We start from the raw sequence: 21,144 nt of genomic DNA, 5'->3' as shown, positions 1-21,144 counted from the left end.
GGACTCAGGCCCCTGCCTCCGCCCGCAGCTTCCGGGCCGGCGACGCCGGGTCGCATCCGGGACCCACGCCCTCGACGAGGACGACGTCGCCCGTGATGTGGTCCGTCCGCAGCGGCAGGAGCCCCTGGTAGGCGGGCGACGCTTACCAGGCGCGGGCCTCGGCCATCCGGGGAACCCGATCAGCACGGCGTTCCCGGGCCACGCCCCCTCCACGACCTCCGGCGGCACACCGTGAATGAGGAACCGGCCGCCGAAGGGGGCCAGGGTGGCCTGGACGCGCTCCATGCGGACGAGGGTGTCCTCGTGGCGGGAGCTGTCACGGAAGTGGGCGACGGCGTCTCCGCCGCGCGGTCACGGACCACCCTGCCGCCCACCGGCAGGGGGCGTCGATCACCCACGGGGTCATGCTGAGATCATCTCTCGGTGATACCCAGCACCACAGCCCGCTTCGCCGGATTCTCCGGCGACTTCGAGGCCCATCTCACCGTGCGCGCCGATGGGCCCGCGACCGTGGACGCGCTCGAACGGTACGCGGCCGGCCATGACATGAAGTGCGCGCACATCGTGCTGGACCGGGGCCGGACGCCCAGTCAGCCGATGCTCACGCTGCGCGGCTCCGGGCGGCTGCCCGTGGTGCGGGAGGCGGTGGAGGACGCGGCGCGCGGGGTGCGGGAGGCCGGGTTCGCGGTCGTCCGGACGAAGATCGAGGCGACCCCGTGGGCGGAGGGCGTGCCAGGCACCGACGCGGACGCGGCGGCCCTCGGGGCGCGGTACTACTTCGAGCACCACGTGAAACTCCTGCTCACCCCCGGCACGGACACCTCCCCCCTCACGGCGCTCGCCGAGGCCCACGGCGCGCACCTCTCCCGCAACGCCCGCCGGGTGCGGGCGGACGGCCGCGCCGAGCGGTTCGTCACCCAGCGTTGCCGCCTGGTGGGCCGCCCGATGGCGGAGGAACGGCTGGACGCGCTGCTGGCGGCCCTGCGTGACGCCGGGTACGACGTGGCCTCCAGCGAACGGGAGTTCGTCGTGTACGACAGTGACGAGTCGGTCGACGACGGCTGGATCGACGAAGAGGTCGAAGAGACCGAAGAGACCACTGAGGACGTGGACGCATGACGACGACACCCTGGGAGAAGTTCTCGCACGGACCGTGGCAGGCGACGACGGTCGTCCCCCAGCTACCGCCCGACGAGGCCACCCGGCAGAAGAAGGACCTGCCGGCGACGCTGCGCCCGGTGCCCGGCGAGGGCGTCGTACAGCATCCCGTGTACGACCCGGCGGCCAACCACCACGTCCTGGGCATGCGGCTGAGCGAGCCCCGGTTCGCGAACCCGGACAGGGGTGAGGCCTGGTTCGCGGCCCGCCGCCACGCCCTGGACCACGTGCTCGCGGCGGTCGCGGACTCCCCGTGGGCCGAGCACCTGGTGCTGCGCGGCAGCGTGCTGCTCAAGGCGTGGTTCGGCGACGCGGCCCGTGAGCCCGGCGACCTGGACTTCGTCGTCGTCCCCGACACCTGGCGGCTGGAGGACGACCGTACGGATGCCATGCTCGACGGCATCGCCCGCGCCGCCGAGGCCGCCTCGCGCGCCGCCGGCGGTCCCGTCCGCATCGACGCGGCGGGCGCGGTCAGCGACGAGATATGGACGTACGACCGGGTGCCGGGCCGCCGGCTCGTCCTGCCCTGGACGGACGCGACGGACGCGACGGACGGGGCCGATGGGACGGCCGGGGCGGAAGGCCTCCCGCCGGGCACCGTCCAGCTCGACTTCGTCTTCAACGAGACGCTGCCCGCCCCGCCCGTACGCACCGCGATCCCGCCCCTCGGCGGCGGCGGCGCGGGCGGATCCGTCTCCCTCATGGCGGCGAGCCCGGAACTCTCCCTCGTGTGGAAGATCCTGTGGCTGGTGAGCGACATGCACCCCGAGGCCAAGGACCTCTACGACGCGGTTCTCCTCGCGGAGAGCGTGACCGTGCCGTACGAGCTGCTGAAGCGCGTCCTCACGGAAGCGGGGGAGTGGTCCGACCTCCCCTACATCCTCGGCGAGGCCGGCGAGGTCGACTGGCCCGAGTTCGAGAAGGACTACCCGGACGACCCGGAGACCGGCGGCGGATACCTGCTGCGCCTCGTCGTCGCCCTGTCCCGGGGCTACGCGCCGGACGAGGCCGGCGCGTACGCCCGGCTGGCCGTCGCCTTCGAGGACGTCACGGTGATCCTGCGCGAGGAGCACGCGGCGGGCGGCATGGAGGCCGTCGAGTCGTGGTTCGCCTGCCGCGTGGTGTCCAGCATCTGTGCCCTGATCACCGTCCGCGAGCTGCTGGGCGGGCGCTCCGAGTGCACCTTGCGCGAGGCGGCGGACGTGGTGGTGTCCCTCCGCGACCGGAGTCGTGGCGAGGACCGCCCGGCCGTCACCCCGTACCACGGCGACCCGCACCGCCTCGCGGCACGGCTGGAGGAGATGGGCTAGCCGGGCCGCCCGCCGCCCCGACCCCTCCCGGGGGGCGGCCCCTCCCGGGGCGGGTCCTCAGGCTCGGGCGCGCAGGGCGAACATCAGCGGGATCCTGGGCTCGCCGTCCGGCAGCCGCCACCAGCCGCATTCGTCCCCCACCATGGAGGGGAACCGCTGCCAGGGCAGCAGATCGGTCTCCCGCAGGAGGTCCACGGTCAGCCCGGCGCCGGTGACGGCGGTGACGACCTCGCCGATCCCGTGCCGCCACTCGAAGCTCGTCGTCGCCTCGCGCAGGGGCGGGCCGTCGGTGTACGTGTGGGGGTTGTCGCTGCGGATCGGGCCGCGCCCGCCCAGGTAGTCGTGCGCGAGCAGCAGGCCGTGCTCCCCGGGCCGGCCCACCGGGCCGAGCGAATCGAGCAGCGGATGGAACTCCACCACGTACAGCACCCCGCCCGGGCGCAGCAGATCGCGGACCGTCTCCGCCCAGGCGGCCAGGTCCGGCAGGTAGCACAGGGCGCCCTTGCCGGTGTAGACCACGTCGAACCGCCGCCCGTCGAGCGCCTCGACGGCCCGGTGGACATCGGCCCGGACGAACTCCACGTCGCGGCCCGACTCCTCCGCGAGGCGCCGCGCCTGCGCCACGGCCTCCCCGGAGAAGTCCAGCCCGACCGTGTGCGCCGCGCCCCGGGCGGGGAACGCCTGGGTCTCGGTGCCCAGATGGCACTGGAGGTGCAGCACCCGCCGTCCGGCGAGGGCGCCCAGGTCCTCCCACTCGAAGGGGGCGAACCAGTCCTCGGGGGAGCGGGAGCCGTCCAGCCCGTAGAAGGCGCTGGCCACGTGCACGGGGGTACGGGCGTCCCAGTTGCGCCGGTTGGCGCGCAGCATCTCTTCCTCGGTCGTCATGGGACCGTTCTACCGGCCCGCCGTTCAACCGGCCGGGAGACGTAGTTGGTTCCCTAGTGACAAAAACGTATCCGTGCTCTTCGATGTGCGTGACCGTCCCATCACACACAGGAAGTGATCGCATGCTGCGCGCGTTACGTGCCCTCGGCCTCGCTGTTCTCACGGCAGGTCTGACCCTCACCGCGGCCCCGGCCGCGACCGCCGCCCCGGCCGCCGCCACCGCGGCCGAACGGCCGCTCACGCCCATTGGCGGCGGCACCGGCATCATCTTCCGGATCGTCCCGACCCCGGAGGAGCGCCAGGGCTTCTTCGTCTGCACCCTCACCGCCGTCGGCCGCGACGACGCCGGCAACCTGGTCGGCCTGACGAACGCCCACTGCTTCATCGACGAGAAGGGCAACAAGCTCGTCGGCGAGAAGGTCTACCGGGACACCTCCCCCGCCGGTACCGCGGCCGCCCCCGCCGACCTCAACGCCAGCCGCCCCGACCTGGAGACCGGCCCCATCGGCACGGTCACCTACGTCAGCACGCCCAACAACCTGCTCAACGCCGGTCCCAAGGGCCTCGACTTCGCGGTCATCAAGCTGGACGAGTCGAGAGTCGCCCCCACCGCCACCGTCGGCGAGGTGACCATCACTTCGATCGGCGCCCCGCCCCCCAACGGCACCCGCATGTGCAAGCAGGGCCACCGGACGGGCCTGACCTGCGGCATCAAGCTGGGCACCCACAACATGTGGTTCACCCACCTCATCTGGACCAACGGCGGGGACTCCGGCTCCCCCGTGGTCAGCGGCCAGACGCTGGTCGGCAACGCCTGGGGCGTACAGCACAGTTCGGCGATCCTGGACATCATCGCGGAGATGAACGCGAACGGCGGCGTGGGCGCGGGCTTCCACCTGGCGGTCTGAGCGGTTCGAGCCGTGGCCCTAGGGCGGAAGTCCCAGCCGGAGATCCACACAGCGGCGGAGCCGGGGCCGGGGCGGTGGCTGAAAGGGTGGTGATCCTCCGATACCCACCGGAACCGCCTGGGAGATCAGATGGAGCCCGCGTCCAGCCGTGACGTGACCACGCCCGCCACTACCCCCGAAACCGCCCCCGACACATCAGGGGTCCTCCGGCTGATGGAGGAGGCCTTCGGATTCCTCCACTCCGCCGCACTGCGGACCGCCGCGCGGCTCCGGCTCGCCGACCACCTCGCCGACGGACCGCGCACCCCCGCCGAACTCGCCGAGGCCACCGGCACCGACGGCACGGCACTGCGCCGGCTGCTGCGGCTGCTGGCGTCGCGCGGCGTCTTCGAGGAGGACGGGACGGGCGCGTTCGGGCTGACACCCGCCGCGTCCGTCCTGCGCACCGGCATACCGGGCTCGCTCCACGCCACGGTGCTCCTGCTCACCGACGACATGTTCCTGCGCCCTGCGGCCGACCTCGCCGAGACGGTCCGCACCGGGGAATCCGCCTTCCCCAGGGTCTTCGGCACCCCCTTCTTCCAGCACCTCGAAACCGACAGCGCGGCCCGCGAGGTCTTCGACGCCGGGATGGCGGCCTTCTCCGGCCCGCTCGACGACGTGGTCGCCGCCGCGTACCCGTTCCCGGACCGGGGCACGGTCGTGGACGTCGGCGGCGGCCGGGGCGGACTGCTCCGCTCCGTCCTGCTGCGCCACTCCGGCCTGTCGGGCGTCCTCTTCGACCAGGCACCGGCGCTGCGCGAACCCCTGCTCGACCCGGCGGAGCTGACGGGACGCTGGCGGGCCGTACCCGGGGACTTCTTCGCCGCCGTCCCGAAGGGCGACATCCACGTCCTCAAACACGTCCTGCCCGACTGGAGCGACGACGACTGCGTCCGCATCCTGCGCTCCTGCCGCCGGTCCCTCGCCCCGGGCGGCCGGGTCCTGATCGTCGACGCTGCCCCACCGGCGGGCAACGCCCCGCACCCCGGCAAGGACCTCGACATCCTGATGCTGACCGCCCTCGGCGGCAGCACCCGCACCCCCACAGAGCTCGCCACCCTCTTCACCCGCGCCGGCCTCCGCCACGCCCGCACCCTCCCCACCCCGGGCTTCGCCTCGATCGTGGAGGCGGAGGCGACCACGGACTGACGCACCGGCCCACCGGCCCACCGGCCCTGGGCCGGTGGGCCGCCCGTCAGCCTGCTCGCTCTTCAGCGAGCCTCCCGTCGGGACGTCCCCAGCCACGCTGAACGGCCACCTCGTCGTCGCGGCCGATGCGCGCCGGGTGCCCTTCCTTGAACACGACGGTGACGTCCCGCCCGCGCTCACGGACGGCTTTCACTTCCCTCCGGGCGCGGCCGTCGTCGACCACGTCGCCGCTCCGCAGCATGTACGCCAGCAGACGCATCACAACCACCTCCCGCCCGGCATGGTGATCACGGCCCAGACCGACTTGCCCACCCCGCTTCGCGCTCTCACGCCCCAGCGGTCCGAGAGCGCCTCGACCAGGATCAGGCCACGGCCTCCAGACCCACCCGGGGCCCGCAATCGGGGGAGGTGGCGTTCATCGGCATCGTCTACCGCCAGCCGCACGCCCTCGGCGCCGTGGCAGAACGAGGTTTCGATGTGCCGGTCCGCCACCTGGGGATGCTTGATCGCGTTCGTGACCAGCTCCGAGAGAACCAGCACGGCCGGTTCCTCGATCTCGGTCAGCCCCCAGTCCGCCAGGGCCGAGCGCAGCTCATCGCGCGCCAAGCCGACGGATCTTCCCTTTGCCTCCCAGCGTTGCACACGGCGCGTTCCACCGCACCTGACAGCCGTACTGGCCCCACTCATAGGTCTCGACCGTCCTTCGAGAGCACGGGTAAGTGACTTCACCGAAGGTAGGGTCGAGAGGCGCATGCGACCCGGAAGAAAATTCCGGGTCTTGGGTCAACCTCACGCTGCTCGGTTACTACTTGACGGCGCCGAGCTTGATCGCGAGCTCCTGTACGTCACGTCGGCCGGTTCGTTTGTGCAGGCGGCGGGCGAGATCGCGGGCGAACTCGTGAGCGCGTATCTGTTCCGGTGCCGTCAGGAAGGCGCGCTTGAGGCTGTCCACCGCCTCATCCACACGGCCGGCTTCGCCATAAGCCCTGGCCGCATCCAGGCGCAGCCGTGCCCGGCGCTCCTTCGGCAGTCCCACGGCCGACACGCCATCCGCTATACGGACTGCCGCCCCGATGTCCTCGAACTCCAGCGCGGTCGCCAGCCGGTGAATCTCGACGTTGGTCGGGCCGAAGGAGGTCCACATCTCGTTGCCGTCGTAACCGAGCCGGTCAGCCGCCAGTTGCGCCTTGTGCAGCATCTCATCGACCAACGAGGCATCGCGCATCCGCGCGGCCGCTACAGCTCCATTGAGGAACAGCGTCCCGCAGACCGATAGCGATTGCGGCGATGACTGCCACCAGTGCTCGGACACCTCCGCCGCAGCGTCAAGGGTGACGTTCACAGCGTCCTGAACGTCCTCCGGTCGGCCGGCGCCGAGCTGGACGTGGGCGACAGCGCGGCGAAGGGCGAGAGTAACGGCAGGGTCGCCCAGTTCACTCGCCGCAACATCCCCGCGGTCGACGGCCACCCACGCCAAGTTGGTCTCACCGAGCTTGCGGAGGTAGACCGCCGCAAGGTGCAGAACCAAGGCGTACTCGCGAAGCGCCTGACCTCCTTCCGCCCCTGTCGTGTAGCTGTGCATGGCCACACGAGCATCAGCCAGCAGAGCGGGGAGCTTCGAGCCGAGGCTGGCGTACTCGGATCCCTGGTACAGCGCCCAGGATCTCCCGACCTCCATGCGCACCCGTTCGAGCCGGGGAACCGGCCGCTGATCGAACAAGGAGCCCGACAGACGACGCGACTGCATCAGGGCCGTGCGAATCGCCGGAACACTGGCCTTGTGGTCCCCGTGGTCCTCCAAGAGCGCGGGACGTCCCTGTAGATCCTCCAGCGGGACGCGCAGGGCTTCGGCCAGGTCAGCCAGCATCTTCACGTTGTTCACCGGAATGCGGTCGGACTCCACCCGGTAGACCCAGTCCTCCGACCGGTTCAGTAGCTCACCGAGCTCCCGTTGGGACAGCCCCCGCCGCTTTCGGCAGTACCCCACGCGCTGGCCAAATGTGAAGTGATCGGTCATGCCGCGCATCGTCGCCCTCCCCTGGCTACGTCGCGTCGAGTGTCACGCGTTGCCCAGCACAACGACCGGCAACGAACCAGACACGGCACGCGAGGAGTTCCGTACGCTCGCCCCATGACCGAGCCCCAGAGTGAGCACGAGCTCCGCATGGCCCGCCCCCGGATGGCAGCAGGCGCGCTCTTCTTCAACGACCAAGGGGACGTTCTCCTGGTCCGCCCCTCGTACAAGCCAATGTGGGAGATCCCTGGCGGCTACATCGAAGTGGGCGAGTCGCCTCTCGCCGCCTGCAAGCGCGAGGTCCTGGAAGAGCTGGGCATTACGCCGCCCATCGGCCCCCTCCTGGTCGTGGACTGGGCCCCGAACGAACGCGATGGTGACAAGGTCCTGTGGGTCTTCGATGGCGGGGAACTCCAGCCGAAGGAAGTGAGCGCGATCAAACTCCAGGCTGACGAACTGCTGGGCGCGGAATTCCACCCCGTGAGCGCCCTCGATGAGCTGCTGATCCCTAGGCTTGCCCGCCGCGTGAGGCAGGCAATCGCTACCCGCGGTCAGGCCCGTGCGCGGTACCTCGAGCACGGTGAGCCCGTGCAGTAGCCGCACGCGCGATCCCCGTCGGGCAGGACCCCCCCGACGGGTCACCCAGCTTGACGCCCGTCCCCACGAGTCTCTGGAGTCAGGTAACCCCTGGGCGCGAAGGGGCTTCAGCGGGGATGGCTACAGCGCGTCGAACGGCGGCACGATACGGACAACGATGATCGGTAGATCCCTTGGCGCCACCAGGAAGTGGAACCAGCCACCGACGGCGTCCATGCGGCGCAGGCCGCCCGGCCGGGGCCGTTGCCGACGTCGCTGACATCGACGCCCGTACCGGCAAGCTCGACGAGCTGACCGGCCAGCCGTTCCACTTCCGCCACCACGTGAACGGGGATGCCGCCCGCCACGTGATCCTGATCTGGGGCGTACTCCCATCGCCAGTTCTGACTCACCGGGCGGAGAGGCCCGTGGCCGCGTGGGCTTCGTCCAGGATCCGCCCGATCTCGGAGGCGGCCTGCCGCGCCTGGGCGGCGTCGCCCGACTCGGCGATGTCTTCCCACCGGCGCAGGTCCGCTGCCAGTTCGGGCCGGCGCTGGATGTGGACATGGACGGCCCACTGGGCGATGAACCGCTGGAGCGGCGCCAGATCGGAGCCCTGCCGGGACTGGTCGGCCGCTTGGTCCAGTTCCCGGGTGAAGGCCGGCAGCGCGGCAGGGGCGATCTGGCTGAGCGCCTGCCGAAGCGCGGCAACCGTGGCCGGGGGCTGGGGGATGAGTGGTTGCCCGGCGGCGGAGGTGGTCATGGCTGCTCCCATGGGCGTGATTCCGATCGCCGTGGCTCAGCGTATCGGGCATGAGCGCATTTCCACCGCTCGAACGAGTGAGGGAGAAGCGATACGGCTACTCTCCCGGACCCTCCTGCACGGGCTACTCGTCCGTGACTTCCGGCGCGGGCACGATCCCCGTCGGGCAGGACCGCCCCCAGTTCGTCTCGAACGGGTCACCCAGCTTGACGCCCGTCCCGCCTATGCCGCAGTAGCCGTTCGGGTTCTTGGCGTCCGAGAGGTACTGCTGGTGGTAGGCCTCCGCGTAGTGGAACGGGCCCGCCGGGAGGATTTCCGTGGTGATGTCGCCGTAGCCGGACGCGCGCAGCACCGACTGGTACGCCTCGCGCGAGGCCTCGGCGGTGGACTGCTGCTCGGGGGAGTGGGTGTAGACCGCCGAGCGGTACTGGGTGCCGCGGTCGTTGCCCTGGCGGTTGCCCTGGGTGGGGTCGTGGGACTCCCAGAAGAGCTTGAGCAGGGACTCGTACGAGACGAGGGACGGGTCGAAGACGACGCGGACCACCTCCGTGTGGCCCGTCAGGCCGCTGCACACCTCCTCGTACGTCGGGTGCGGCGTGGTGCCGCCCTGGTAGCCGGCCAGGGTCGTCCATACGCCCTCGGTCTGCCAGAACTTGCGCTCCGCGCCCCAGAAGCAGCCCATGGCGAAGTCGGCGACGGCCAGGCCCTCGGGGTAGGGGGCGGCCAGCGGGGTGTCCAGGACGCTGTGGCGCTCCTGGAGGGGGAAGGCCGGGGCGGCGCGGCCGGGCAGGGTCTCCTCGGGGGTGGGGAGGTGGTTCCGGTGGCGGCTGACGAACATCATCGGGCTCCTCGCTTCGGCGGTCCGTCCGGGACAACGTACGCGCCGCCGCCAGGATTCCGGTGGCCGTTCGCGGCCGCGCCCGCCAGGGCCTGGGTGCGGACGGCGCAGTAGGACTCGGCGGGGTCCGTGGTGTAGGTCCACGGCAGGGCGCCGACGTAGCCGTCGACCATGCGGAACTGCTCGACGGCTGCCTCGTGGCGCCCCTGGCGGGTGAGGAAGTACGCCAGCAGGTGGCGGGCGCCCGCCACGCGCGGGTGGCCGGGGCGGGCCGCGGCCACGTCGCGGAGGGCCGCGTCCACCAGGGCCGTCAGCTCCGGGGAACGGTAGTCGGCCTTGGTGGCCTCGGTGTCCTTGTGCTCGTACCAGCTGATCAGCGGGAGCACCGTCAGCAGGCTGCCGGTCGGCGCCGCGGCCACCGCCCGGGACGTGAAGTCACGGGCCAGTTCCTCGGAACCGCGCCACTTCGCGCACCAGTACTGGAGCGCGGCCGTGTGCGCCGGGTAGTGGTGCGGCGCCCGGGTGGTGACCTCCGCCCACAGTTCGCGCATCGCCTCGTGCGGGGCCCCCGAGCCCATGTAGAGGGGGATCTGCGTCGCGTACGGGGTGGGGTCCGCGGGGTCGGCCAGGGCGACGGCGCGCGCGAAGTCCTCGTGCGCCTCACGCAGCACCCGGTGGAAGCCGGCGAACTGCTCGTCGGTGGTCCCGTTCGCCCTGGCGCTGCCGCGGATCTCCCACGCCAGGGAGATCTTGGCGTCGGCGTGGACGAGGGCCGCGCCGGGGTCGTCCGGGTGCTCGGCCCGCCAGGCCTTCAGCCAGGTGTCGTCGTCGGAGGCGGCGTCCGCCAGGGTGGTGACGACCTCGTAGCGCCGTTCCCAGTCCGTGCCGGCCGCGGCCAGGGCCTCGGCGGCCGCCCGCCACTCGCCGCGGGAGACGGCCTCCCGCAGGGCGTCGCCCTCCGGGTCCGGGCCCGTCCGGTCGGTGACCTGCTGGTCCTCGGGCAGCATGCGTGCGGCCTCGATGCAGCGGCCGATGCGTGCCCAGTGCAGTTGCCGCCGGATCCAGAAGGCGGCGGCCACGGCCAGGACGGCCACGACGATGAGGGTGATCAGGAGCATGGGGAGTGGGGTCGTCCGATCAGGAAGTGGGAGAAATCGGGGTGGGGAGGGCGATCAGTTCGCGCAGGCGCTTCGTGTCCGGCACGTCCTCGACGATGGGGCGCACCGCGTCGGCCACGGCCCCGGCCACGGTCTCGTCGGCAGGACCGCCGACAGGACCGCCGACAGGACCGGGCAGCCGCAGCTCCGCCGGGGCGGACCACGACAGCTCCCAGCGCGCCCCGGCCGATTCGACGAGCGCGAGCTCGGTCAGCTCGCGCAGCCCCGCGTACAGCGCCGGGCGCGCGAACTCGCGGGCCGCGCGGCCCCTGGCCTGTGCCGCCTCCGGCGACTTGGGCAGGTGGTCGGCCACCTCCCACAGTCGTCCGGCGTCCGCCAGGTCGAGGAGGGTGGACAGGTCGGCGAGCGCGCTGCCACCGGCGGCAGGGGTGCGGACCGCGCCGAGCGCCGTCCGCAGCGGCTCGGCCGCCGCCTCGGTCTGTGCGTGTACGGCCCGGTGCACCAGCTCGGGCCAGTCCACCCGCGCCATGGCCCGCGCCGCCGGCGTCAGGACGGCGTCCTCAAGGTCCGCCATGACCCGCTCGGGCTCGCGCAGCAACGCGAGCGCGGGACGGGCGTCGTCCGCCACCGCACGGCCGTCGTCGGGCAGCGCCTCGATCAGCTCCACGCGCACGGCCACCGGCGGGTGGGTGTCGTACGGGGAGGGCTCCGCCGGCGGCAGTTCGTCGCGCAGGCCGGCCAGGTTCTCCTGTCGCCCGGGGGCGGTGAGCAGCCTGCGGAGGCCGCCGAAGACCTCGCCGCGCGGCGGCAGGAGGCCGACGCCCACGCCGGCGGTGGCGTAACGGCTCATGTAGAAGTCGTGCGCGGTGTCGAGGACGGCGGTCTCGCGCAGCGCCGAGGCGGTCGCGTCCCGGCCCGCGACCCGGGCGGCCAGGCGGTCGGCGGCGAGCTCCTGCCGCCGGCCGTCGCCGTGCGTGACGCGCAGGTAGAGCCCCGCGTACGCCAGGAAGGGCTTGGCCATCAGGCCGTAGCCCTTTCCCGCACGGCCGGTGCCGGTCTTCTTCGGCTCGCGGCCCTTGCGGACGGCCTTCTCGGCCGCCTTCTCCTGATGGGCCCGCTCACCGGCGATCCGTCGCTCCTCCTGCTCCCGGAAGGCCTCCGCCGTGCGCAGCACGCTGTCGCGGCCACGCAGGACGATGCCCGCGAGCCGGGTGTCGGCGTTGCCGTAGTGGGCGAGTTCGTGGGCGATGACGGCGTGCAACTGGGCCTCGGTCAGCCCGGTCAGCAGAGGAACGCCGAGGTAGAGGCGGCGGGGGCCGGGGAGCAGGCCGAGCAGCCGGGCGTCCTCGGCGACGCCCGCGTTGACGTCGCCGGTGAGGACGATCGCGTCGGGCGCCCGGGTGCCCGTCCGCTCGGCCAGGGAGCGTACGGCGCGCCAGAGTTCCGGCTGCTCGGCCTCGGTGACGGCCAGTCCGCCCGGCCCCTCGGCCTTGGCGGTGCGGAACAAGAAGACGCCCCGCAGCACCGGGACGGCGAGCACGACGGAACAGAAATAGATCTTCAGCATGGCCAGGCCGGGGGCCCAGAGCGTCGCGGCGACGTCGGCGCCCACGAGGACGCCGAGCACAAGGGCGACGAGCAGATAGAAACCGGCCAGGAGGACGAGCGCGCGCAGCGCACGCAGAGATGTGCCCACTGGGCAATGACCCCCACAACGGGTTCGAAAGAAACGGAATATGGGGATCATAAATGTGGAGATCGTGTGTGCGTTCGACGGGCCCGACGGCCCCGGCACGCCCGAGAGGCCGGGCCGGCGCGGTCAGCCGAGCTGCCGCGCCCCCGCCACCGCCATCGCCCGGTACGCGGTGTAGGCGGCCACCGGGTCCGGCTCGTACGTCCACGGGAGCGCCCCGATATGGCCGTCGATCTTCCGGAACTGCTCCAGGGCCTCCGCGTGGCGCTCGGCGCGGACCAGGAACCAGGCCAGCAGATGACGGACGTGCGGCAGCACCGGGTGATTCTCCGGGGCGTGGTGCACCGCGTACTGGGCGGCCTCGATCGCGTCGCCGATCACCGCGCTCTGGAACAGGCCGCGCACCAGCTGCACATCGGGCAGGTGGTCGAAGACCGCGAACAGCGGCAGCGCGGGCAGCAGGCTGCCCTCCGGCGCGGCGCCGGCCGCGTGCCGGGCGAAGGCCTCGGCCTGCTCCCGGGAGCCGTGCCACTTCGCACTCCAGTAGCGCAGCGCGTTCAAGTGCGCGCCCATGTGGCCCGGCGCGCGGGTGGTCACGGTCTCCCACACGGACTGGAACTCGGCCTCGCTCGCGCCCATCCCCCGGGCCACGCCCAGTTCGACGATGTACGGGACGGGGTCGCCCGGCGCCAGCAGGGCCGCCTCGGCGCAGACCGTGCGCGCCTCCTCCAGGATCATCCGGAAGTCCTGCGAGGACGGGTCGCGCATCGCCTGCTGTACGAGGAACTCCGCCTGCACCGCCGCGCCGCCCGCGTCCTTGGGCGCCACCACGCGCCAGTGCCGCAGCCACATCCCGCCCGTGCCCGGCGCCTCGGCCAGCTCCTGGGCCGCCGCGCCGGCCAGCGTCTGCACCCGCTGCCAGCGCAGCTCGGCGTCGCCCGTGGCGGGCGTACGGGCCAGCAGCTCGGCCGCCGGCTTCCAGTCCTGGGTGCGGCGGGCCTCCGCCACGGCGGTCAGCAACTCCTCGTCGGGGCCGGGCAGCCGTACGTCGAGCCGCTCGGGTGGGACGAACGCGTGGGCGCCGGCCGGGTCGACGGCCGCCCCGGCCCCCTGGACGACACCTCGCACGGCCCGGTACCGCCGGATCGCGGGGGCCACCACGACACCGCAGATCACGGTGACGGCGAGCAGGATGAGAAGAATCTCCATGAACTGTCCTGAATGTCCTGAAGGGAGCGGTCGGAACGACGGCCGGCCGAGGCCGACGACGGTACAACGTGACAAACCGGCGAATCGTTCATCCGCCGGTTACAAGTGAACAGGAGCGATCGGGCGAACGGGCACTACTCTCGGGTGAATGAGCGACCAGCACAGCTTCGAGACCCTCGCGATCCACGCCGGGCAGGAAGCGGACCCGCTGACCGGGGCCGTCGTACCGCCCATCTACCAAGTCTCCACGTACAAGCAGGACGGCGTCGGCGGTCTGCGTGGCGGTTACGAGTACAGCCGCAGCGGCAACCCCACGCGCACGGCCCTGGAAGAGAACCTGGCGGCCCTTGAGGGCGGCGTCCGTGGCCTCGCCTTCGCCTCTGGCCTGGCGGCCGAGGACACCCTCCTGCGCACGCTGCTCGCGCCGGGTGACCACGTGGTCATCCCGAACGACGCCTACGGCGGCACGTTCCGGCTCTTCGCCAAGGTCGTGAGCCGCTGGGGCGTGGAGTGGTCGGTCGCCGACACCTCCAGCCCGGACGCCGTGCGCGCCGCCATCCGGCCCGAGACCAAGGTCGTCTGGGTCGAGACCCCCTCCAACCCCCTCCTCGGCATCACCGACATCGCCGCCGTCGCGGGCGTCGCCCACGCGGCCGGTGCCAAGCTCGTCGTCGACAACACCTTCGCCAGCCCCTACCTCCAGCAGCCGCTGGCCCTGGGCGCGGACGTCGTCGTCCACTCCACCACCAAGTACATGGGCGGCCACTCCGACGTCGTCGGCGGCGCCCTGATCTCGGCCGACGCCGGCCTGGGCGAGGAGCTCGCCTACCACCAGAACGCGATGGGCTCCGTCGCCGGCCCCTTCGACTCCTGGCTGACGCTGCGCGGCATCAAGACCCTCGCCGTGCGCATGGACCGCCACACCGCCAACGCCGAGCGCGTGGTGGAACTGCTCGTCTCGCACCCGAAGGTGACGCAGGTCTACTACCCGGGCCTGCCCGAGCACCCGCTGCACGAGGTCGCGGCCAAGCAGATGCGGGCCTTCGGCGGCATGGTGTCCTTCCGCGTCGCGGGCGGCGAGGAAGCGGCCGTCGAGGTCTGCAACCGCGCCAAGCTCTTCACGCTGGGCGAGTCCCTGGGCGGCGTCGAGTCCCTGATCGAGCACCCGGGCCGGATGACCCACGCCTCGGTCGCCGGCTCCCAGCTGGAGGTCCCGGCGGACCTGGTCCGCGCCTCGGTGGGCATCGAGTCGGTGGACGACCTGCTGGCCGACCTGACGCAGGCGCTGGGCTGACACCTGTCGGAGGGGCTGGGAATCAGCCCCTCCGAATCAGTCCCCTGGGGGCACCTCCCAGCGGTAGCCGGGGGAGTTCGAGGAGCGGGGGTCCGGGGGCGGAGCCCCTGGGAAACGGTGGGAGGGCGGGACCGGGGCATCCTCACTCGCCGTCCCACAACGGCGGCGCCGTCCCCGACGGCCGTGGCCGCCACGGTTCCTCCAGCGCGGCCCACACGGAGAACACCACCAAGGCCAGCACCAGGAACGTCCAGGCCACAGCCCGCACCGCCCGCCGCCGGCGCACCAACCGCCGCCCCCGTTCGGCCGCCCGCGCCACCATCTCCGCCGGCACCGCCGGACGCGGCCCGTCCAGCAGCCGCCGGACCTCCGCCTCCCGGCGGTCCTGGCCGCTCACGCCGCCACCGTGAGAACCGCCCGCGCGCACAGTGCCCGTACGCGCTCCACGGAAACCCCGAGCGCCGCCGCCGTCTGCTCCTCGGCGACCCCCTCGTACAGCCGCAGGACCACGACCAGCCGCTCCCGCGGCGTCAGCCGGGCCAACACCCCCACGCCGACGCCCCCGCGCCGGAAGAGCCGGAACCGCCCCCGCGCCGAGCGGGCGTAGCGCGCCACGAGCTCCTGGCGGGTGCGCTCGTACGGATCGTCGCCACCGAGGCCGTCCCAGGCGGCGTACGTACGGGCGAGGGCGCGGGTCAGCAGTCGTTCGGCGGCCTCCCGGTCACCGGTCAGCAGCAGCGCGGTGCGCAGCAGTCGGCCGCCCGCGCCACCGGCGAACGCTTCGAACTCCCGGGCGCGGCGGCGCTCCCGGGCGTCCTGCCGCTCTCGCACTCCTCCAGAACAGGACAGCCGCGCGCCCCGGTCAAGAGGCCGGCGGCACCTGCTGGGGCTGGGTGAAGTGGATGTCGGACAGGGCCGCGTTGAAGCGGGTGAGCAGGGTGCAGAAGACGTCCCGCTCGTCCTCGGACCACCCGTCCGTGCACAGCGCCATCAGCTCGCGCCGGGACGCGCGGACCTCCTCCAGGCGGGCCTTGCCGCGCGGGGAGAGCTGAAGGACGACGGCGCGGCCGTCCTCGGGGTGCGAGGTGCGCTTGACCAGGCCGGTGTCGACGAGCGGCGCCACCTGGCGGGTGACGGTCGAGGAGTCGATGCCCATGCCCGCGGCGAGCGCCTTGACGCCCATGGGGCCTTCCTGGTCGAGGCGGTTGAGCAGGAGGTAGGCGGCGCGGTCCATGGAGTTGTGGACCCGGCCTACGCCACCGAGCCGGGTCTGTTCGGCGCGGCGGGCGAAGACGGCCACCTGGTGCTGGAGGGCGTCGAGGACGCCGGGGGCGAGGTCGGTCGTCATGTCCTGAGAGGTGGGCATGGCCTGGGGCTCACTTCGTACGGCGGGCAGGGATACGGAGCTGGAATCGCTGAGAATGGGGGACAGAGTACGCGTCCCCGCACGCTGTTGTACCAGTGCTCCGCAAACCGGTCGGTATGTATGTATGCGCCGCCCGGATCGCCCCTTACGTCCTTGCTGTATGCCCCATATATCCGCTCCGGTCATCCGCTCCGGCCTTCCCCTCGCCGCCCTCGCCACAGCGCGATACCGCGGCGCGATACTGAGGTCATGGCCGCACGTCCGGTGTCCCTCGGCGATGTGCGCCGGGCGCGGGAGACGCTGTCGGGGGTCGCCCGGATCACCGCCCTGGAGAGCAGCCGCCATCTGTCCGGGCTCGTCGGCGCGCCCGTCCACCTCAAGTGCGAGAACCTCCAGCGCACCGGTTCGTTCAAGATCCGTGGCGCCTATGTGCGGATCGCGGCCCTGACGCCCCCCGAGCGCGCCGCGGGCGTCGTCGCCGCCAGCGCCGGCAACCACGCGCAGGGCGTGGCGCTGGCCGCCTCGCTGCTGGGGGTGCGGGCCACGGTGTTCATGCCGGAGGGTGCCCCGCTGCCGAAAGTGGCCGCCACCCGCGAGTACGGCGCCGAGGTGCTCGCCTGCGGGCGGGGGCTGGACGAGGCGCTGGACGCGGCCCGCGCGTGGGCGGAGCGGACGGGCGCGGTGCTCGTCCACCCCTACGACCACCCGGACATCGTGGCCGGTCAGGGCACGGTGGGGCTGGAGATCCTGGAGCAGTGCCCCGAGGTGCGCACCGTCGTCGTGGCGGTCGGCGGGGGCGGGCTCATCGCCGGGATCGCGGTGGCGGTCAAGGCGCTGCGGCCGGACGTGCGGATCGTGGGCGTCCAGGCGGCGGGCGCCGCCGCGTACCCGCCGTCGCTGGCCGCCGGGCACCCGGTGGCGGTGGCGCGTCCGGCGACGATGGCGGACGGCATCAATGTGGGCCGCCCCGGCGAGGTGCCGTTCCGGATCGTGGAGCGGCTGGTCGACGAGGTGCGTACGGTCTCCGAGGACGGGATCGCCGCCGCCCTGCTGCTCTGTCTGGAGCGGGCCAAGCTCGTGGTCGAGCCGGCCGGCGCGAGCCCGGTGGCGGCGCTGCTGGCGGACCCCGGCTCGTTCCGGGGCCCGGTGGTGGCCGTGCTGTCGGGCGGCAACGTCGACCCGCTGCTCTTGCAGCGCGTCCTGCGCCACGGTATGGCCGCCGAGGGTCGCTTCCTGTCGCTGCGGCTGCCGCTGCCGGACCGCCCCGGGGCGCTCGCCGCGCTGCTGGAGGTGGTCTCCGCCGTGGACGCCAACGTCGTCGACGTCGTCCACGAACGCACCGATCCCCGCCTGGGCCTGACGGAGGCCGAGGTCGAGCTCCACCTGGAGACGGCGGGCCCGGAGCACCGTGCGGAGGTGCTCCGGGCCCTGCGCGCCGCGGGCTATCCGCTGTGCCCCTGATATCCGGCGGACCGCCCCGATATCCGCGAGTAAGCGGAAGTAAGGACCACGCATATCCGGTGGCATTCATTCAGAGGGCGGATCGCCACCGGTGAACGTAAAATCAACTATTACGTCACCCAAACGGGGAGAACATCCATGCCAGGCGCTATTTACGCCGAAGGCCTGGTCAAGACCTTCGGCGACGTCACGGCCCTGAACGGCGTCGACCTCGACGTTCCGGAAGGGACCGTTCTAGGACTGCTCGGCCCCAATGGCGCCGGCAAGACCACCGCCGTGCGCGTGCTCACCACCCTGATCAAACCCGACCGCGGTAAAGCCGTGGTGGCGGGCGTCGACGTGCTGAGGAAACCCAACGACGTCCGGCACTCCATCGGCCTGTCCGGCCAATTCGCGGCTGTCGACGAATATCTGACGGGCCGTGAGAACCTCCGGATGGTCGGCCGGCTCTACCAGCTCAGCGGGCGCGACGCCAAGGCGCGCGCGGGCGAGCTGCTGGAGCGCTTCAACCTCGCCGAGGCCGCCGACCGGCCCGCCAAGACCTACTCCGGCGGCATGCGCCGCCGCCTCGACCTCGCCGCCGCCCTGGTCGTCAGCCCGCCCGTGATGTTCATGGACGAGCCCACCACCGGCCTGGACCCCCGCAACCGCCAGGCGCTGTGGGAGGTCATCCAGGAGCTCGTCGCCGGCGGGACGACCCTGTTGCTCACCACGCAGTACCTGGAGGAGGCCGACCATCTCGCCCACGACATCTGCGTGATCGACCACGGCAGGGTCATCGCCCGGGGCACCTCCGACCAGCTCAAGGCGCGCACAGGCGGGGAGCGCGTCGAGCTGGTCGTCCACGAGCGCGCCCACATCACCCCCGCCCTCGGCGTGATCCGCGCCTTCGGCAAGGGCGAGCCCACCGTCGAGGAGCACACCCGCAAGGTCATCGTCCCGGTCTCCGGCGGCGCCAAGCTGCTCGCCGAGGTCATCCGGGAACTGGACGGGCGCGGCATCGAGATCGACGACATCGCCCTGCGTCGCCCGACCCTGGACGACGTCTTCATCTCGCTCACCGGGCACGCGGCCGAGAGCGACGAACCCGGCACGTCCGGCTCCGGCGGGACGAAGGGCGAGACGAAGGGCGAGACGAAGGGCGAGTCCAAGGAGGTGGCGGGGGCATGACCGCGACCGGCACCACCTTCCCCAGGCGACCCGTCCCGGCGGCACGCGGCGGGGCGGCCGTCCAGTCCGTCCGCGACTCCCTGGTCGTCGCCCAGCGCAATCTCATCCGCATGATCCGGATCCCCGAGGTCGTCGTCTTCGGACTGGTCCAGCCGATCATGTTCGTGGTGCTGTTCAGCTATGTCTTCGGCGGCTCGATCGCCGTCGGCGGCAGCACCGACCCCAGCACCTACCGCTCGTTCCTCATGGCGGGCATCTTCGCGCAGACCGTCACCTTCGCCACGGCCGGCGCGGGCGCGGGCATCGCCGACGACATGCACAAGGGCCTCATCGACCGCTTCCGTTCCCTGCCCATGGCCCGGGGCGCGGTGCTCACCGGCCGGACCCTGGCCGACCTGGTGCAGACGGCCCTCACGCTGGTCGTGCTGGCGATCGTGGCGGTGATCGTCGGCTGGCGGATCCACGAGGGCGTCCTCAAGGCGCTCGGCGGCTTCGCCCTGCTGCTCCTGCTGGGCTACGCCTTCTCCTGGATCGGCGCGCTCATCGGGCTGTCCGTACGGACCCCGGAGGCGGCCACCTCGGGCGGACTGATCTGGCTCTTCCCGCTCACCTTCATCTCCAACGCCTTCGTTCCCTCGGGCAATATGCCCACCGTGCTGCGCGCCATCGCGGAGTGGAATCCCTTCAGCGCCACCGTGCAGGCGGCCCGGGAGCTGTTCGGCAATGTGCCGCAGGGCTATCCGGTGCCGGGCGCGTGGCCGATGCAGCATCCGGTGTGGGCGTCGCTGCTGTGGTCCCTGCTGATCATCGTGGTCTTCCGGGCCCTGTCGGTGCGCAAGTACCGCTCGGCGACGGCGTGAACAGTGACGGCGTGAACAGTGGAGAGTGCGGATACGGCGGAGCCCCGGACCCGTGTCGTACGGGTCCGGGGCTCCACCGCGGGATCCAGGGGCGCGTCAGCCGCTGTGGGGCTAAGCCGCTGTAGGGCTCAGCCGCTGTAGGGCTTGGCCTCAAGGATGCGGACCATGGCCTTCTTGCCGTTCGGCAGCTCGTACTGGGCGTCCTCGCCGATCTTCTTGCCGTTGACACCGCTGCCGAGCGGGGACTGCGGCGAGTACGTCTCGATGTCCGCGCTGGCGTACTCGCGGGAGGCCAGCAGGAAGTCCAGGGTGTCGTCCGGGTCGCCGTCGAAGGCGATGGTGACGACCATGCCGGGGGCCACCACACCGTCGGTGGCGGGGGCCTCGCCGACCTTGGCGGACTCGAGGAGCTGCGTCAGCTGCCGGACGCGGAGCTCCTGCTTGCCCTGCTCCTCCTTGGCCGCGTGGTACCCGCCGTTCTCTCGCAGGTCACCTTCCTCGCGGGCCGCCGCGATCTTCGCGGCGATCTCGGTGCGAGCGGGACCAGACAGGTACTCCAGCTCGGCCTTGAGCTGGTTGTACGCCTCCTGAGTCAGCCAGGTGACGTTGTCGCTGGTCTGGGTCACAGGTGCTCCTCGTCGGTACTGGGGAATGCTGGGGATGCATCTCGATACAAATGAACGCCCTACTCAGAAGGGTGCACCTTCAAAGCGGGGCGAAACCACGAGCCTAACAATTACGTCCCGAAGGGGGGAAGGCGTAAGCGGGAGAAAATGCGCAAGAATCCCGTTAACGCAGGTCAGCGCGGTATCCCCGAGTAACACTCGGAGGTGTCAGCCCCGCGAGGCGGTCCGGCAGCCCTCCAGCTCCGTGGCGGCGGCGTGGGCCGTCGTCCGGATCTCCACCCGCTGGGCGAAGTGCCCCTCGCGCCGGTCGAAGGTCACGTCCTTGCGGGCCACCTCGCCGCCGTCCGAGCCCAGCGAGCGCAGGGTGCACACCGCGACGGCGTCCTTCTCCTTGCGGACCTCCACGACCGCCTGCACGGCCGAGTCGGAGACGGTCTGCGAACGGATCAGCTGGCCGGTCACCTCCGACGAGGTGATGTAGTGCACACCGGCCCAGCCGACGAAGCCGAGCAGCGCGGCGCCGAGCACCGCCCCGACGATCTTCAGCTTGCGGTCGGCACGCTCGTCCGCCGAGCGGCCGTAGCGGCCCTCGGGCAGGGCATCGCGCTCCGCAGCCATGATCGTTCCTCCTGGGCGCCGATTTGTGAACGCGGAATGAAACGCGTCCCGCTTCGGTCACTATAGGAGGCGCCCCGGATGTCCAA

General features: G+C 72.0%; 23 protein-coding genes and 1 pseudogene. 9 read left to right on the top strand and 15 right to left on the bottom strand.

The features are described from left to right. Window positions 1–4 precede the first annotated feature (4 nt). Window positions 5–336: pseudogene (locus AB0E98_RS22300) on the bottom strand (DUF1330 domain-containing protein); the annotation flags it as partial. Between the two features lie 87 nt (window positions 337–423). Between AB0E98_RS22300 and AB0E98_RS22295 the strand changes: the two are divergent. After that, on the top strand, window positions 424–1,119 hold the full coding sequence (locus tag AB0E98_RS22295) for a hypothetical protein (protein WP_361705220.1): 696 nt from the start codon (window positions 424–426) through the stop codon (window positions 1,117–1,119). Next, complete coding sequence (locus tag AB0E98_RS22290) at window positions 1,116–2,468, top strand: nucleotidyl transferase AbiEii/AbiGii toxin family protein (protein ID WP_361705218.1); 1,353 nt, start codon at window positions 1,116–1,118, stop codon at window positions 2,466–2,468. The genes AB0E98_RS22295 and AB0E98_RS22290 overlap by 4 nt, the downstream gene beginning before the upstream one ends. Window positions 2,469–2,525: 57 nt before the next feature. Here the strand turns inward: AB0E98_RS22290 and AB0E98_RS22285 are convergent, their stop codons facing one another. After that, complete coding sequence (locus AB0E98_RS22285; RefSeq protein WP_361705215.1) at window positions 2,526–3,353, bottom strand: class I SAM-dependent methyltransferase; 828 nt, start codon at window positions 3,351–3,353, stop codon at window positions 2,526–2,528. 122 nt (window positions 3,354–3,475) lie between these two features. Between AB0E98_RS22285 and AB0E98_RS22280 the strand changes: the two genes are divergently transcribed. Both AB0E98_RS22280 and AB0E98_RS22275 read left to right on the top strand, forming a co-directional pair. Then, on the top strand, window positions 3,476–4,261 hold the full coding sequence (locus AB0E98_RS22280; protein WP_361705213.1) for a trypsin-like peptidase domain-containing protein: 786 nt from the start codon (window positions 3,476–3,478) through the stop codon (window positions 4,259–4,261). Window positions 4,262–4,390: 129 nt separating this feature from the next. Beyond that, window positions 4,391–5,452 (top strand): methyltransferase, encoded by a 1,062-nt coding sequence (locus tag AB0E98_RS22275; protein WP_361705210.1) that lies wholly within the window; start codon window positions 4,391–4,393, stop codon window positions 5,450–5,452. Window positions 5,453–5,498: 46 nt separating this feature from the next. On the opposite strand, the gene AB0E98_RS22270 is transcribed toward AB0E98_RS22275, so the two are convergent. From AB0E98_RS22270 to AB0E98_RS22260, 3 genes are all read right to left on the bottom strand, one after another. Continuing rightward, window positions 5,499–5,711 carry a hypothetical protein gene (locus AB0E98_RS22270; protein ID WP_361705209.1) on the bottom strand — a complete coding sequence of 71 codons (213 nt, stop codon included), beginning with the start codon at window positions 5,709–5,711 and terminating at the stop codon, window positions 5,499–5,501. Then, window positions 5,711–6,139 carry an ATP-binding protein gene (locus tag AB0E98_RS22265; protein ID WP_361705207.1) on the bottom strand — a complete coding sequence of 143 codons (429 nt, stop codon included), beginning with the start codon at window positions 6,137–6,139 and terminating at the stop codon, window positions 5,711–5,713. Before AB0E98_RS22265 ends, AB0E98_RS22270 begins: the two co-directional genes overlap by 1 nt. A 118-nt stretch (window positions 6,140–6,257) precedes the next feature. After that, entirely contained in the window at window positions 6,258–7,469 is a 1,212-nt protein-coding gene (locus AB0E98_RS22260) for a helix-turn-helix transcriptional regulator (RefSeq protein WP_361705205.1), read from the bottom strand. A gap of 114 nt (window positions 7,470–7,583) precedes the next feature. On the opposite strand from AB0E98_RS22260, the gene AB0E98_RS22255 reads away from it, so the two are divergent. Beyond that, complete coding sequence (locus tag AB0E98_RS22255) at window positions 7,584–8,063, top strand: NUDIX hydrolase (RefSeq protein ID WP_361705203.1); 480 nt, start codon at window positions 7,584–7,586, stop codon at window positions 8,061–8,063. 388 nt (window positions 8,064–8,451) lie between these two features. On the opposite strand, the gene AB0E98_RS22250 is transcribed toward AB0E98_RS22255, so the two are convergent. The 5 genes from AB0E98_RS22250 to AB0E98_RS22230 form a co-directional block, all read right to left on the bottom strand. Beyond that, on the bottom strand, window positions 8,452–8,805 hold the full coding sequence (locus AB0E98_RS22250) for a DUF6247 family protein (RefSeq protein ID WP_361705201.1): 354 nt from the start codon (window positions 8,803–8,805) through the stop codon (window positions 8,452–8,454). A gap of 124 nt (window positions 8,806–8,929) precedes the next feature. After that, window positions 8,930–9,643: a peptide-methionine (S)-S-oxide reductase MsrA gene (gene msrA, locus AB0E98_RS22245; protein ID WP_361705304.1), complete on the bottom strand. Its 714-nt coding sequence runs from the start codon at window positions 9,641–9,643 to the stop codon at window positions 8,930–8,932. Next, window positions 9,643–10,761 (bottom strand): hypothetical protein, encoded by a 1,119-nt coding sequence (locus tag AB0E98_RS22240; protein ID WP_361705198.1) that lies wholly within the window; start codon window positions 10,759–10,761, stop codon window positions 9,643–9,645. Before AB0E98_RS22240 ends, msrA begins: the two co-directional genes overlap by 1 nt. A 19-nt stretch (window positions 10,762–10,780) precedes the next feature. Then, window positions 10,781–12,457 carry a M48 family metalloprotease gene (locus tag AB0E98_RS22235; protein ID WP_361705197.1) on the bottom strand — a complete coding sequence of 559 codons (1,677 nt, stop codon included), beginning with the start codon at window positions 12,455–12,457 and terminating at the stop codon, window positions 10,781–10,783. Window positions 12,458–12,580: 123 nt separating this feature from the next. After that, on the bottom strand, window positions 12,581–13,663 hold the full coding sequence (locus AB0E98_RS22230; RefSeq protein ID WP_361705194.1) for a hypothetical protein: 1,083 nt from the start codon (window positions 13,661–13,663) through the stop codon (window positions 12,581–12,583). Window positions 13,664–13,811: 148 nt separating this feature from the next. Here AB0E98_RS22230 and AB0E98_RS22225 point away from each other — a divergent pair, with 148 nt between their 5' ends. Beyond that, on the top strand, window positions 13,812–14,957 hold the full coding sequence (locus tag AB0E98_RS22225) for a cystathionine gamma-synthase (protein WP_361705191.1): 1,146 nt from the start codon (window positions 13,812–13,814) through the stop codon (window positions 14,955–14,957). Window positions 14,958–15,099: 142 nt separating this feature from the next. Here AB0E98_RS22225 and AB0E98_RS22220 read toward each other — a convergent pair whose 3' ends face one another. Genes AB0E98_RS22220 through AB0E98_RS22210 form a run of 3 tightly spaced genes read right to left on the bottom strand, consistent with a single transcriptional unit; the run spans window position 15,100 to window position 16,323 of the window. Then, entirely contained in the window at window positions 15,100–15,354 is a 255-nt protein-coding gene (locus tag AB0E98_RS22220) for a hypothetical protein (RefSeq protein ID WP_361705188.1), read from the bottom strand. Next, the gene (locus AB0E98_RS22215; RefSeq protein ID WP_361705185.1) at window positions 15,351–15,788 is read right to left on the bottom strand and encodes a sigma factor-like helix-turn-helix DNA-binding protein; all 438 of its coding nucleotides are present in this window, start codon (window positions 15,786–15,788) and stop codon (window positions 15,351–15,353) included. Before AB0E98_RS22215 ends, AB0E98_RS22220 begins: the two co-directional genes overlap by 4 nt. A gap of 31 nt (window positions 15,789–15,819) precedes the next feature. Beyond that, window positions 15,820–16,323: a MarR family transcriptional regulator gene (locus tag AB0E98_RS22210; RefSeq protein ID WP_361705183.1), complete on the bottom strand. Its 504-nt coding sequence runs from the start codon at window positions 16,321–16,323 to the stop codon at window positions 15,820–15,822. Window positions 16,324–16,572: 249 nt separating this feature from the next. Here AB0E98_RS22210 and ilvA point away from each other — a divergent pair, with 249 nt between their 5' ends. The 3 genes from ilvA to AB0E98_RS22195 all read left to right on the top strand — a co-directional run bounded on the left by ilvA (window position 16,573) and on the right by AB0E98_RS22195 (window position 19,814). Then, window positions 16,573–17,784: a threonine ammonia-lyase gene (gene ilvA, locus AB0E98_RS22205; protein ID WP_361705181.1), complete on the top strand. Its 1,212-nt coding sequence runs from the start codon at window positions 16,573–16,575 to the stop codon at window positions 17,782–17,784. 138 nt (window positions 17,785–17,922) lie between these two features. After that, window positions 17,923–18,954, top strand: a complete 1,032-nt coding sequence (locus AB0E98_RS22200) for an ATP-binding cassette domain-containing protein (protein WP_361705180.1) — start codon at window positions 17,923–17,925, stop codon at window positions 18,952–18,954. Continuing rightward, entirely contained in the window at window positions 18,951–19,814 is an 864-nt protein-coding gene (locus AB0E98_RS22195; protein ID WP_361705177.1) for an ABC transporter permease, read from the top strand. The genes AB0E98_RS22200 and AB0E98_RS22195 overlap by 4 nt, the downstream gene beginning before the upstream one ends. Before the next feature lie 128 nt (window positions 19,815–19,942). On the opposite strand, the gene greA is transcribed toward AB0E98_RS22195, so the two are convergent. Both greA and AB0E98_RS22185 read right to left on the bottom strand, forming a co-directional pair. Continuing rightward, a complete protein-coding gene (greA, locus tag AB0E98_RS22190; protein ID WP_361705174.1) occupies window positions 19,943–20,440 on the bottom strand; it encodes a transcription elongation factor GreA in 498 nt (165 codons plus the stop codon). Between the two features lie 207 nt (window positions 20,441–20,647). Then, window positions 20,648–21,058, bottom strand: coding sequence for a DUF4307 domain-containing protein (locus AB0E98_RS22185; protein WP_311613964.1), 411 nt, complete (start codon window positions 21,056–21,058; stop codon window positions 20,648–20,650). Between the last annotated feature and the right edge of the window lie 86 nt (window positions 21,059–21,144).

The sequence above is a fragment of the Streptomyces sp. NPDC037389 genome (genome assembly GCF_040636475.1).
GTDB lineage: Bacteria > Actinomycetota > Actinomycetes > Streptomycetales > Streptomycetaceae > Streptomyces > Streptomyces hesseae.
Note: the sequence above shows the minus strand (reverse complement) of the source record. Positions and strands in the feature narration are given on the sequence as shown.

What these genes read in the sequence shown, in the direction of transcription:
- AB0E98_RS22290 (WP_361705218.1), top strand. Translation starts at nt 1,116, where the DNA reads ATGACGACGACACCCTGGGAGAAGTTCTCGCACGGACCGTGGCAGGCG.
- AB0E98_RS22285 (WP_361705215.1), bottom strand. Translation starts at nt 3,353, where the DNA reads ATGACGACCGAGGAAGAGATGCTGCGCGCCAACCGGCGCAACTGGGAC.
- AB0E98_RS22280 (WP_361705213.1), top strand. Translation starts at nt 3,476, where the DNA reads ATGCTGCGCGCGTTACGTGCCCTCGGCCTCGCTGTTCTCACGGCAGGT.
- AB0E98_RS22275 (WP_361705210.1), top strand. Translation starts at nt 4,391, where the DNA reads ATGGAGCCCGCGTCCAGCCGTGACGTGACCACGCCCGCCACTACCCCC.
- AB0E98_RS22270 (WP_361705209.1), bottom strand. Translation starts at nt 5,711, where the DNA reads ATGCGTCTGCTGGCGTACATGCTGCGGAGCGGCGACGTGGTCGACGAC.
- AB0E98_RS22265 (WP_361705207.1), bottom strand. Translation starts at nt 6,139, where the DNA reads ATGAGTGGGGCCAGTACGGCTGTCAGGTGCGGTGGAACGCGCCGTGTG.
- AB0E98_RS22260 (WP_361705205.1), bottom strand. Translation starts at nt 7,469, where the DNA reads ATGACCGATCACTTCACATTTGGCCAGCGCGTGGGGTACTGCCGAAAG.
- AB0E98_RS22255 (WP_361705203.1), top strand. Translation starts at nt 7,584, where the DNA reads ATGACCGAGCCCCAGAGTGAGCACGAGCTCCGCATGGCCCGCCCCCGG.
- AB0E98_RS22250 (WP_361705201.1), bottom strand. Translation starts at nt 8,805, where the DNA reads ATGACCACCTCCGCCGCCGGGCAACCACTCATCCCCCAGCCCCCGGCC.
- msrA (WP_361705304.1), bottom strand. Translation starts at nt 9,643, where the DNA reads ATGTTCGTCAGCCGCCACCGGAACCACCTCCCCACCCCCGAGGAGACC.
- AB0E98_RS22240 (WP_361705198.1), bottom strand. Translation starts at nt 10,761, where the DNA reads ATGCTCCTGATCACCCTCATCGTCGTGGCCGTCCTGGCCGTGGCCGCC.
- AB0E98_RS22230 (WP_361705194.1), bottom strand. Translation starts at nt 13,663, where the DNA reads ATGGAGATTCTTCTCATCCTGCTCGCCGTCACCGTGATCTGCGGTGTC.
- AB0E98_RS22225 (WP_361705191.1), top strand. Translation starts at nt 13,812, where the DNA reads ATGAGCGACCAGCACAGCTTCGAGACCCTCGCGATCCACGCCGGGCAG.
- AB0E98_RS22210 (WP_361705183.1), bottom strand. Translation starts at nt 16,323, where the DNA reads ATGCCCACCTCTCAGGACATGACGACCGACCTCGCCCCCGGCGTCCTC.
- ilvA (WP_361705181.1), top strand. Translation starts at nt 16,573, where the DNA reads ATGGCCGCACGTCCGGTGTCCCTCGGCGATGTGCGCCGGGCGCGGGAG.
- AB0E98_RS22200 (WP_361705180.1), top strand. Translation starts at nt 17,923, where the DNA reads ATGCCAGGCGCTATTTACGCCGAAGGCCTGGTCAAGACCTTCGGCGAC.
- AB0E98_RS22195 (WP_361705177.1), top strand. Translation starts at nt 18,951, where the DNA reads ATGACCGCGACCGGCACCACCTTCCCCAGGCGACCCGTCCCGGCGGCA.
- AB0E98_RS22185 (WP_311613964.1), bottom strand. Translation starts at nt 21,058, where the DNA reads ATGGCTGCGGAGCGCGATGCCCTGCCCGAGGGCCGCTACGGCCGCTCG.